Origin of the sequence: Pseudomonas sp. GZD-222, from assembly GCF_049310525.1 — a bacterium.
Lineage (GTDB): Bacteria > Pseudomonadota > Gammaproteobacteria > Pseudomonadales > Pseudomonadaceae > Aquipseudomonas.
On sequence record NZ_JBMOWO010000011.1, the window covers coordinates 61,852 to 73,630 of the forward strand.

Genomic DNA, 11,779 nt, shown 5'->3' on the forward strand with positions numbered 1-11,779 from the left:
CGTCGACCTCTAGGAGGTCGGGCAGAATCGTTCTGCCGGTTTGCGCTCGCTGCCGGCGTCGCGAGCGAAAGTGTTGCCCCATTGCGGTGACAACCTGAGATGAGTTCTAACCAATGCGCGACACAGTGTGAATGATCGTTTTGTCATAAGGACGTAACGTTTCATAGGGTCAAAGGATAAGTAAATAAATGCGTCAGACCTGGATCCGATGCAAAGCCCGCTATGATCAGGGTTTGATAAGAATTGAAGTCACTTGGCCACTGCCAGGTGATAATTTGTAACAAGGCTGTCAATACGACGAAGGGTCTATTTTCCCCCTGTAGGTCGTGAAATTTTCATTCTGCCCAGCGATCAAAGGTCTTTCTGCCCCGGCGAAAGGCATGATTGCCCGGGTGGCCCGGCACTCCTCACGGTGCCATTCGAACGCTCGATGGAAAGGCGTTCGATTAAACATCGGATGGGCGATGCGCTTGCCCTCCACTTATTGCTCAAGGCACTGGATACCTCATGTCGGACCGTTTCGAACTCTACCTAACCTGCCCTAAAGGTCTTGAAGGCCTGCTCGCCGAAGAGGCTCGCGGCCTGGGCCTTGAAGAGGTGCGTGAACACACCTCGGCCATCCGCGGCTCGGCCGACATGGAAACCGCCTACCGCTTGTGCCTCTGGTCACGCTTGGGCAACCGCGTGCTGCTGGTGCTCAAGCGCTTCAACATGAAGAACGCCGACGACCTCTACGATGGTGTGCACGACGTTGAATGGCAGGATCACCTGGAAGCCAGTGGTTCGCTGGCCGTGGAGTTCAGCGGCCATGGCTCGGGTATCGACAACACCCATTTCGGCGCCCTGAAGGTCAAGGACGCCATCGTCGATAAGTTGCGCACCCGCGATGGCGAGCGTCCGTCGGTCGACAAGCTCAACCCGGACCTGCGTGTACACCTGCGTCTGGATCGTGGTGAAGCGATCCTGTCCCTGGACCTCTCCGGTCACAGCCTGCACCAGCGCGGCTACCGCCTGCAGCAGGGGGCTGCACCGCTCAAGGAAAACCTCGCCGCCGCCGTGCTGATTCGTGCCGGCTGGCCGCGCATTGCCGCCGAGGGCGGGGCGTTGGCTGACCCGATGTGTGGTGTCGGTACGTTCCTGGTGGAAGCGGCGATGATTGCCGCCGACATCGCCCCTAACCTTAAGCGTGAACGCTGGGGTTTCAGCGCCTGGCTCGGTCATGTGCCGGCGCTGTGGCGCAAGCTGCACGACGAAGCGCAGGCGCGGGCACAGGCCGGCCTGGCGCGTCCGCCGCTGTGGATTCGTGGCTATGAAGCCGATCCGCGGCTGATCCAGCCGGGTCGCAACAACGTCGAACGTGCAGGTCTGAGCGACTGGGTGAAGATCTACCAGGGCGAGGTCGGCAGTTTCGAGCCGCGCCCGGACCAGAACCAGAAAGGCCTGGTCATCTGCAACCCACCCTACGGCGAGCGCCTGGGTGACGAAGCCAGCCTGCTGTACCTCTACCAGAACCTCGGTGAGCGCCTGCGTCAATCCTGCCTGAACTGGGAAGCGGCGGTGTTCACCGGCGCCCCGGACCTGGGCAAGCGCATGGGCATTCGCAGCCACAAACAGTACGCGTTCTGGAACGGTGCATTGCCGTGCAAACTGCTGCTGATCAAGGTTCAGCCTGACCAGTTCGTTACCGGCGAGCGCCGTCAACCTGATCGTGATGCCCAGGGCAATGAAGAGCAGCGTTCACCGGCAGCCGTTGCCAGCGAGCCGGCGCGCCTGAGCGAAGGCGGGCAGATGTTCGCCAATCGCCTGCAGAAGAATCTCAAACAGCTGGGCAAGTGGGCCAAGCGCGAACAGGTCAGTTGCTACCGTCTGTATGACGCCGACATGCCTGAGTACGCTCTGGCTATCGACTTGTACCAGGACTGGGTACACGTCCAAGAATACGCCGCACCGCGTTCGATCGACCCGGAGAAGGCCCAGGCCCGTCTGTTTGATGCCCTGGCCGCAATTCCCCAGGCACTTGGCATCGACCAGAGCCGTGTGGTGGTCAAGCGTCGCGAACGTCAGAGCGGCACCCGCCAGTACGAGCGCCAGAGCACTCAGGGCCAGTTCCTGGAGGTCAGCGAAGGTGGCGTCAAGTTGCTGGTCAACCTGACCGACTACCTGGACACCGGTCTGTTCCTCGACCATCGGCCAATGCGCATGCGCATCCAGCGCGAAGCGGCGGGCAAGCGCTTCCTCAACCTGTTCTGCTACACCGCGACGGCCAGTGTTCACGCGGCCAAGGGCGGCGCGCGCAGCACCACCAGCGTTGACTTGTCCCGTACCTATCTGGACTGGGCGCGGCGCAACCTGTCGCTCAACGGCTTCTCCGACAAGAACCGCCTGGAGCAGGGCGATGTCATGGCCTGGCTGCAAGCCTGCCGTGATGAGTTCGATCTGATCTTCATCGACCCGCCGACTTTCTCCAACTCCAAGCGCATGGAAGGCGTGTTTGATGTCCAGCGTGACCATGTGCAGTTGCTCGACCTGGCGGTAGCGCGCCTGGCACCAGGTGGCGTGCTGTATTTTTCCAACAACTTCCGCAAGTTCCAGCTCGATGAGCACCTGGGTGAGCGTTACCTGGTCGAGGAAATCACCGCTCAGACCCTGGATCCGGACTTTGCCCGCAACACCAAGATTCACCGGGCGTGGCGCATTCAAGCGCGCTGAGTGCGATCTTCTCCCAGGCCGTGGATTGCTTCATTAGTGGCTAATAGCTATAACTGATGGAAGGCCTGGGAAACGCTGCATGCTGGCGTTATGAGTGTTATTTACTATGTCGATGCATGGCGTTCGTCCAAAGATGCTCGGCTTTGTCAGCGAAGAAGTGTCCGCCTGGCTGGTTGCCCTTGTGGCACTGGTGGCCGGCGGGCTGTTGACTGCTTTGCTGGCGCTGGCAACCTACGAGTTGTACCAGCAACAGTTGCGCCAACGCTTCGAATTGCTGGCGAGTGAGCGTTACAGTCGTATCGAAGAACGCTTCGAGGATCAGGTGCAGCGCCTGGATGGGCTGCGTCGTTTCTTTGTCTTTGCCACTGAAATCACCCTCGAAGAATTCAACGGTTATGCGTGGCCCTTGTTGCACCGTACCCAGGCCTATTCCTGGGCGCCGCAGGTGCCGGGGTCGGCACGCCATGCCTTCGAGCAGCGCGCCAGTCAGATCCTTGGCCGCCCCTACCAAATCCAGCAATTGACCGATGACGGCAGTTTGCGCGTATCACCTGCGCGTTCGCTGTACTACCCGGTGCTCTTTACCCAGGCATTGAGCCAGCAGCGCCAGCCACTGGGCCTCGACCTGCTTTCCCAGCCGCTGCGTCAGGATACCCTGCAGCGCGCCTCCAAGCCTGGCAGCATGGCCGTCTCTGCGCCGCTCAACCTTACCGATGTGGACCCTGCGTATGCCCGCGGTGTGCTCATGGTCGCGCCTGTGTTCGCACCGCATGATTCCGGCCCTGAACCGCGGGGTTATGTGATGGCGGTAATCAGCATGCGTCAGTTGATGGCCGAGGGGTTGCCCACTGCCGTCCAGGACAATCTGGTGGTGCGCATCCGCGACCTGAGCGGGCCGGACGGCCAGCATGAGGTGCTGTTCCAATCGGACAATCAGGGCACCTCTTCACCGCTGGCTGCCAGTCATCTATTGCACCTGGCTGACCATGACTATCAGCTCGATATCCGCCCAAGCCTGGCCTTCATGCAAGCCAACCGCTCTTCGGCGGTCACTGCCGTGCTGTTTCTCGGCGGGCTGCTCAGCGTACTGCTCAGTGCCTTGCTGTTCAGTCTGTTCAGCCAGCGCCAGCGTGCCTTGACCCTGGTCGAGCAACGCACCGGCGAACTGCGCATCAGTGAACAATCCCTGCGCGATACCCACAATCAATTGCGCAGCGTGCTCAATGCCGCCACCCAGGTCGCGATTGTCGCCACCAGCCTGCGTGGGGTGATCAGTACATTCAATGCCGGTGCCGAACGCATGCTCGGTTACAGCAGTGCCGAAGCGGTAGGGAGCCTGACCCTTGAAGCATTGGTCTCACCTCAAGAGTTGCACCAGCGGGCCAGGGATTTGAGCCTGCGCTATGGCCGCGAAGTCACCCCGGCCCAGGCCATGTTCGCGCAAACGGTCCAGGAGGGAGGCAACGAGGCGGGAGAGTGGACGCTACAGCGCAAGGATGGCAGCCATTTACTGGCCAACATGTTGGTTACTGCGGTGCTCGACGAGCAGGGGCTGTGGGTCGGTCACCTGGCGATCTGTATTGATGTCACCGAACGCAAGCGCGTGCATGACGCCCTGGCAGCTCGTGACCGTTTATTGGACAAGCTCAGTGCCGAGGTGCCGGGTGGCATCTATCAGTTTCGCCTGCGCGCGGATGGCAGTTCCTGTTTCACTTATGCCAGTGAAGGCCTGCGAGATATCTACGAGATCGAACCGGAGTTGTTGCGCCAGGATGCAACGGCGGTGTTTGAGCGCATTCATCCGGACGATCTGCTGCGCGTACGCACCTCGATTCGCAGCTCAGCCGATGAGTTGACCCCCTGGCGTGAAGAGTACCGGGTGCTGTTGCCCCTGGCAGGCCAGCGCTGGGTGCGGGGCGAGGCGACCCCTGAACCGGAAGCGGATGGCAGCACGCTATGGCACGGCTATCTGACCGATATCTCTGATTTGAAACGGGTAGAAGAAGAGCTGCGCGCCTTGTCGGTGACCGATTCACTGACAGGTATCCACAACCGGCGCTATTTCCAGGAGCGCTTGAAGACCGAGCTGGAGCGCGCCCAGCGTGACCAGCAGGACCTGGCAGTCATCATGCTGGATATCGACCATTTCAAGCGCATCAACGACCAGTTCGGGCATGCCGTGGGGGACCATGTTTTGCGTAATCTGTGTCAGCGCATCAGTCACCGCCTGCGCCGCACCGATGTGTTCTGCCGCCTGGGTGGGGAGGAGTTCATGGTCTTGTGCCCCGGCAGCAGCGCCGAGCAGGCGCACTCGCTGGCCATGGAGTTGTGGCAGGGGGTGCGCAGTGCGCCGGTCGACGGCGTCGGGCAGGTCACGGCAAGCTTTGGTGTGGCGGGCTGGCGCCCAGGGGAGGGCGCCGATGCCTTGTTGCTGCGTGCCGATTCCGGTGTCTATGCGGCCAAACAGGCTGGCCGCGACCGGGTTGAGGCAGAACTGCCCTGAATGCTCAAGGTGCTACGGAGGCGGTGCTGTTGACCAGTTTCGGCTGGCGATACAGGTCGAGCAGCACCTGGTCGAGCACGGCTGAGGCACCCCAGGGTTTCGGGTCGTTGAGGATCGCCGCTACCGCCCAGGTATTGCCGTTGCTGTCGCGGCTGAAGCCGGCAATGGCGCGTACAGTGTTCAGGGTGCCGGTCTTGATGTGCGCTTCACCGGTCATCGCGGTGCGCTTGAGGCGCTTGCGCATGGTGCCATCCATCCCTACCAGCGGCATGGAGCTGATGAACTCGGCGGCATAGGGGCTTTTCCACGCAGCTTGCAGCAAGGCCGCCATTTCCCGGGTGCTGACCCGTTCGGCGCGGGACAGTCCCGAGCCGTTCTCCATGATCAGGTGTGGTGCGGTGATGCCCTTTTTCGCCAGCCATTGGCGTACCACACGTTGCGCCGCGCGGGCGTCGTCGCCGTCGGCGTCGGTGCGGAACTGTGCGCCCAGGCTCAGGAACAGCTGCTGGGCCATGGTGTTGTTACTGTATTTGTTGATATCGCGAATGATCTCGACCAGGTCGGGCGAGAAGGCGCGCGCCAGCAGGCGGGCGCTTTTCGGTACGTTGTCGATGCGGTCGCGGCCCTGGATGGTACCACCCAGCTCGTTCCAGATAGCCCGTACCGCACCCGCCGCGTAGGTCGGGTGGTCGAGCAGCGACAGGTAGGTCTGCGAGTTGCAGCCATCACCCAGCTGACCACTGACCACGACGGTGACGCCGTCGGCCTGGGTTACCGGGTTGTAACGGACATCGCCTGTGCATTGCTTGCTGTTGACCGCTTTGACCTGGTTGTCGATACGGATGTTGGCAATCGGTGGCTCGACCGACACCAGCACTTTGCCGCCATCGTTGCGGGCTACAAAGCGCAGGGCTTTGAGGTTGATCAACAAGGAATCGGGCTTGACCAGGAAAGGTTTGTTTTCATCGCCACCGTCATCATTGAACTGTGGAAGTACCGGCTGGACGAAATGGCTGCGGTCGAGCACCAGGTCGCCGCTGATGGTTTGCACGCCGTTGGCGCGCAGATCGCGCATCAGCAGCCAGAGTTTCTCCATGTTCAGCTTGGGATCACCGCCGCCCTTGAGGTACAGGTTGCCCTGCAGAACGCCGTTGCGCAGCGGGCCGTCGCTGTAGAACTCGGTCTTCCATTGATGTGTTGGGCCGAGCAGCTCCAATGCTGCATAGGTGGTGACCAGCTTCATGGTCGAGGCCGGGTTGACCGAGACATCGGCGTTGAACACGGTTGGCGTTCCCGGGCCGTTGAGCGGCAGCATCACCAGGGACAGAGCGGAGTCCTGCAATTTGTTGGTTTTCAGCGCTTGCTGGACTTTGGCCGGCAGCGTGGTGTTGACGGCCGCAGCCTGGGAAGGAAGGGCAACGGGCAGGAGCAGGCCGGCAAGCAGAAGAGGACGTAGAGATCTGATCATGTGCAATAAAACCCTGCAAGCGAGGGGTGAAAAAAACGGAGCGAGAAAAGGTGAAGGCCCCGATGTGAAAAATATAGCGCGCATTATGCCCCAAGGCGCGGGGCGGTGGGGCAGTGTGACAAGGTGGCTTGTCGGCTTTTATTCCGGCAACCTCGCGGCGAAACTGGTAAAGTGCGCCGCGTTATTACTCAAGAGGATTGTTTCATGGCCACTAACCGTTCCCGCCGTCTGCGCAAAAAACTCTGCGTGGATGAATTCCAGGAGCTGGGTTTTGAACTGAACCTGGAGTTCAAGGAAGACCTGACCGACGAAGCCGTTGATGCCTTCCTCGATGCATTCCTGGCAGACGCCATGGATGCCAATGGTCTGGACTATGTTGGCGGCGACGACTTCGGTCTGGTTTGCAAGGCAGATCGCGGCTCGGTCACTGAAGAGCAACGCGCTGCCGTTGAAAGCTGGCTCAAAGGCCGCAACGAGCTGACCAAGATCGAAGTCAGCCCGCTGCTGGACGCCTGGTATCCGGAAAACCCGATCAATCCGGTTGCCTGATGCCTGAACAAACGGCGGCCCCAGTGGCCGCCGTTTTGTTTTCAGCCTGCCTGTGCTGCTGCAGCGCTTGAGCCACCGTGGTGCAAGTGTCGTTCCAGCGCCTGCTCCACTGCGGCCATTGCCGCCGACACCTGCTGCTGCTGAAATTCGAGTGTGGGTGCCGGTGCGTTGGCCTGGCAGCCTGACTCGAGCTGTTCGCAGGCATCGATCAGGGCACTGGCCTGAATGATCCGTGCGGCGCCAAGAATTCGATGGGCCTCGTCCTTCAATTGTGCGGATTGGAGGTTCGGATCAAGCGCCTCCAAATTCAGTCGGTCGCGGCTGAAGCTGCGCTGAAGTTGTTCCAGCAATGCGTGCAAGTCGGCGGTGTTGCTACCCACCACCGGCTCCAGGCCCTGCAGGTCGAACAAGGCTGAAGTGGCGCACAAGGTACGTTCAGGCAGTGGTTGTAGGCGGGCAAGGCGCTGACTGAGTGTATTAAGGCTGATCGGCTTGAGCAGGCAATCATCCATGCCGGCTTGCTGGCATTGTTCACGGACCTCTGGCTGGGCATTGGCGGTGTAGCCGAGGATGGTGCTGCGTGGCCATTGCCGTGTGCGTTCTTCAGCGCGTACAGCCTGGGCGAATTGATAGCCATTGATGCCTGGCATGTTGCAGTCAAGAATCAGCACATCGAATCGCTCTCGCCGCCAAAGCTCCAGGCCTTCCAGGCCATTGTCGGCACTGCGGTGCGTCAACCCCAGGTAGTGCAGTTGCTGGGCCATCAGTAACAGATTGGCGGGATGGTCATCGACGACCAGTACTTTCAACGCGGTGATGGCTACGCTGGGTTCGGGTGGTGGTGCAGGCAATCTGGCGTCGCTGGTCATGAGTGTCAACGGCATACTGATGTGGACGCGGGTGCCCAGACCAAACACGCTATGCAACGTCAGGCTACCCCCCATCAGCTGGCACAGGTCGCGGCTGATCGCCAGGCCCAGACCCGTGCCGCTGCGCGCCAGCTTGCTGTCGGGGTTAGCCTGGGCGAACGGCAGGAACAGGCGTTGCTGGTCTTGCTCACGAATACCGATACCGCTGTCTTGTACGCTCAGTTCAAGCAAGGCCTGGTCCGGTTCGGGGCCCGGCTCCAGCGATAAGTCGATGATGATCTGCCCCCGTTCGGTGAATTTGATCGCGTTGCTCACTATATTCGAAAGCACTTGCTTGAAACGCAGTGGGTCGAGTCGAGCGTCGACGTGAGCGTCGGGAGCAATGCGAACGCTCAGGCATAGATTTTTCTGCCGGGCCAGTCCATCGAACACCCGTCTGACAGACTCTACCAACTCAGTGAGATTAACCTGTTCTGGCGCCAGGGACAGGTGTCCGGATTCGATACGGGCGATGTCGAGAATGTCGCCGATCAACGCCAGCAGGTCCTTGGCCGAATGGTAGGCAACTTCCACTGCCGGCCGGTCCAGTTGGCCTTTCTGGGCTTTTTTCAGCGTCAATTCGAGCATGCCGAGGATGGCGTTCATCGGGGTACGGATCTCATGGCTGATGGTAGCCAGAAAGGTACTTTTGGCCCGATTGGCGTCATCGGCCTGCTGCTTGGCCTGGCTCAGGTCCTGGATCAATTGGCGACGCTCGCTGATATCGATCCAGCCGCCGATGATGCCCTGGACTTCACCGAGCGAGTCGCGGTAGGGCAAGATCCAGTGGTAGATGGTTATTGCCCGGTCGTTGAGCAGGAGTGGGCGGTCAACGATCAAGGGTATGCCCTCGCGCATCACTTGCTGGTAGTCGGCCTGGATCTGGCTGGCGTAGCAGCTGTCGCCAAGTGCACCATCCTCGATGCGCATGTCGAGTACCTCATCACGTTGCAACTGCACGGCGTCCAGGTAACTGTCGTTACAGCTTTGCAGCAGCCCTTCGCGGTCACGTACATAAATCGGATGAGGCGTGCCGTTGACCAGGGTCCGCATGAACTCGAGCTGATCGCCAAGCGCGCGTTCAGCTGCCTCACGTTGCTTGATCTGGCGGCGCATCCAGGCATTCCAGGCCAATGACAACAAAAGCAGCAGGCTGGTACCCAGCACCATTTGCAGGACCAACTGATGGTACTTGTTCCAGTAGGAGTCAGTGTCGGCACTGTAGCCCCGCCAGCGGCTGTTGATGATGCCCAGCTCTTCCGGCGCGATACTCAACAGTGCTTTGTCCAGAATCGATGTCAGTTCCTGAGCATGCCGGGCGGTAGCCATCGAAAAGGTTGCAGGTTCGGTGCCGGCCGTGGCTCGAATGACCAGTCCGGGCTGACTCGCCATACTGAAATTGGCGTCGATCAGTGGAACGATCGCGGCATCGACGTGACCGTTGACAAGCAGTGATGTGGAGTAAGCGGTGCTTTCGGTCTCCACCACCTGGATATCGGTTTTGCGTTCACGCAGGTTGTCGACCAGCGCACTGTTGCGGGTCAGGGCGACGCGCCGGTGGGACAGTTGTTCTAGTGAGGTCGGTTGATCTGCGCCTTTACGGGTCATTAGTACGTAGGAGTTTTCCAGGTAGGGGCGACTGATCGCCAGGGTATTTTCCCGGTGCTTGCTGTGACTGATGGCGGCAATCACATCGGCTTGATGCTGGTTCAAGCGATCGATCATCTCGCTGAAGCCGTTGGCGCGTTGTACTTCAAAGCGCAGGCCGGTACGCAGGCGAATCAGCTCGAGCAGATCGGCGGCAATCCCGCGAAAGTTACCGGCGCTATCGAAAAAGGTCAGGGGCGCGGCGGTTTCGTTAACTACCACGCGTACTACCGGGTGCTCGCTCAGCCAGCGTTCTTCGCGTTGCGAGAGTTGCAGTTTGCGATCGGTCAGCAGTACGTCGCTGCCGGCACTCCAGCGCTTGAACAGATCCTCTCGGGTAGTGCTCGGGATGTTATCGAGCGCGGCATTGATCAGTGTGAGCAGGGTGAGGTTGCTTTGCTGTATGGCAAAGCTGAAGCCTACCGGCTCATGCTTGCCAAAGTTGGCCATCTTGATGTTCTGCAAGTGGCCCTGGTTGATCAGATAATGGGTAGAAATGGTATCGCCGAGAAAGACATCGGCCTCGTCGAATGCGACGGCATTGAGGGCATTCTGGTAGGACGGGTAGGTCTGGATTTTTGCCTTGGGGTAGCTGGCTCGCACTTCGGCTAGCGGAAGGTAGTGATAAACCATGCTCAGGCGCAGGCCCGTCAGGCTTGTATCAAGGGGGCGGGTTTCATTTTCGCGGGTAACCAGCACCGGTTGGTCTACCGCGTAGGGGCTGGAAAGCGCCACCCCAGGTGTCGCGGCTTCAAAACCATTGGCACTGCCGAGCAGGTCAATCTGCCCCTGGGCCAGGGCCCGCACAGCCTCCTGGCGGCTGGCAAAGCGTTGCACCTGAATCGGCAAGCCAAGAGTGTTACCCAGGATTCCCGCAATATCAGCGGTCAAGCCTTCGTAGTCACGACCGCTGGTGGTGATGTCGAATGGCGGGTAATCCGGGGCCGAGGTACCCAGCACCAGTTGCTCTTTGCTGTCGATCCAATGCCGTTGCGTAGCGCTCAGCACAAGGTTCATGCTTACCGGCTGCGCACGGCTGAGCAACCGGTAGGGGCCGGTTTGAACCTGGTCGGCATGGGCTGTCGATACCAGGCACAGGCAGGCCAGAATGATGTACAGGTAACTACATAGGATGCGCCTAGGCATGGCCTGACTCAAACCAGGGCATTGCGCTTGGCCATTTCAATGAGTTCGACCAGCGACTTGGCTCTGAGTTTCTGCATCAAGCGCTTCTTGTAAGTGCTAACGGTCTTGTTGCTGAGAAACATGCCTTGGGCAATTTCCTTGTTACTTCTTCCCTGGGCAAAAAGTTGCAATACCATCAATTCCCGATCATTAACCTGCTTGAACAGGTCAAGTTCACAAGGCTCATCACCTTGAGGGCGCAGGTTGTTGATTGCCTGGCTGGGGAAGTAATTATAACCCGATAACACCGCTTTTATGGCGCTGAGCAATTCACTCAGGTCTTCCTGTTTGCAGACATATCCGGCGGCGCCGGAGTGCATGCAACGAACTGCAAACAGTGCGGGCGATTGTGCAGTGAGTACCAGGATTTTCAGCGGGATGGCCATGGTATGAAAGCGCGACAGTACTTCCAAACCATCGAGTCGGGGGATGCTGATGTCCAGAATGATCAGGTCCGGTAGGCATTCTCGGACCATTTGCATGGCGTCCACGCCATTATCCGATTCTCCGACCACGTTGTAGCCTTCATTTTCCAGAAGCATGCGCACCGCCAGACGGATGACCGGGTGATCGTCGATGATGAATACAGAATGCATGATGAGCTTTCCACATAAGGTGCCAGAGATTAAGCGGGCACCTTAACGCAGATAGAACAAGTCGCACACGAACACAAAGGCCGGTAAGCGCTATATAGGAAATATCTGACGCTAAAAACAGGAAGGGACTACAGGTGATATTTCTGAATATTGCAGTAATAAAGGTTCTAGTATCTATATGTTTCAAGTTAATCGGAATATTTAATGTGAGCTG

6 protein-coding genes are annotated in these 11,779 nt (G+C 59.4%); 3 read left to right on the plus strand and 3 right to left on the minus strand.

All coding sequences use genetic code 11. The features are described from left to right. Positions 1–507: 507 nt before the first annotated feature. Positions 508–2,709: a bifunctional 23S rRNA (guanine(2069)-N(7))-methyltransferase RlmK/23S rRNA (guanine(2445)-N(2))-methyltransferase RlmL gene (gene rlmKL / locus ACO6VD_RS01860; RefSeq protein WP_422416617.1), complete on the plus strand. Its 2,202-nt coding sequence runs from the start codon at positions 508–510 to the stop codon at positions 2,707–2,709. Between the two features lie 106 nt (positions 2,710–2,815). Continuing rightward, positions 2,816–5,212, plus strand: coding sequence for a sensor domain-containing diguanylate cyclase (locus ACO6VD_RS01865; protein ID WP_422416619.1), 2,397 nt, complete (start codon positions 2,816–2,818; stop codon positions 5,210–5,212). A gap of 4 nt (positions 5,213–5,216) precedes the next feature. On the opposite strand, the gene dacB is transcribed toward ACO6VD_RS01865, so the two are convergent. After that, positions 5,217–6,680 (minus strand): D-alanyl-D-alanine carboxypeptidase/D-alanyl-D-alanine endopeptidase, encoded by a 1,464-nt coding sequence (gene dacB, locus ACO6VD_RS01870; protein ID WP_422416621.1) that lies wholly within the window; start codon positions 6,678–6,680, stop codon positions 5,217–5,219. Between the two features lie 204 nt (positions 6,681–6,884). Here dacB and ACO6VD_RS01875 point away from each other — a divergent pair, with 204 nt between their 5' ends. Next, complete coding sequence (locus ACO6VD_RS01875; RefSeq protein WP_191831950.1) at positions 6,885–7,229, plus strand: YggL family protein; 345 nt, start codon at positions 6,885–6,887, stop codon at positions 7,227–7,229. A gap of 41 nt (positions 7,230–7,270) precedes the next feature. Here the strand turns inward: ACO6VD_RS01875 and ACO6VD_RS01880 are convergent, their stop codons facing one another. Beyond that, the gene (locus ACO6VD_RS01880; protein WP_422416622.1) at positions 7,271–10,930 is read right to left on the minus strand and encodes a transporter substrate-binding domain-containing protein; all 3,660 of its coding nucleotides are present in this window, start codon (positions 10,928–10,930) and stop codon (positions 7,271–7,273) included. An 8-nt stretch (positions 10,931–10,938) separates the two neighbouring features. Beyond that, positions 10,939–11,565: a response regulator gene (locus ACO6VD_RS01885; RefSeq protein WP_422416624.1), complete on the minus strand. Its 627-nt coding sequence runs from the start codon at positions 11,563–11,565 to the stop codon at positions 10,939–10,941. Between the last annotated feature and the right edge of the window lie 214 nt (positions 11,566–11,779).

Excerpts from the sequence above, each read along its gene's own strand:
- rlmKL (WP_422416617.1), top strand. The coding sequence starts at position 508 with ATGTCGGACCGTTTCGAACTCTACCTAACCTGCCCTAAAGGTCTTGAA.
- ACO6VD_RS01865 (WP_422416619.1), top strand. The coding sequence starts at position 2,816 with ATGTCGATGCATGGCGTTCGTCCAAAGATGCTCGGCTTTGTCAGCGAA.
- dacB (WP_422416621.1), bottom strand. The coding sequence starts at position 6,680 with ATGATCAGATCTCTACGTCCTCTTCTGCTTGCCGGCCTGCTCCTGCCC.
- ACO6VD_RS01875 (WP_191831950.1), top strand. The coding sequence starts at position 6,885 with ATGGCCACTAACCGTTCCCGCCGTCTGCGCAAAAAACTCTGCGTGGAT.
- ACO6VD_RS01880 (WP_422416622.1), bottom strand. The coding sequence starts at position 10,930 with ATGCCTAGGCGCATCCTATGTAGTTACCTGTACATCATTCTGGCCTGC.
- ACO6VD_RS01885 (WP_422416624.1), bottom strand. The coding sequence starts at position 11,565 with ATGCATTCTGTATTCATCATCGACGATCACCCGGTCATCCGTCTGGCG.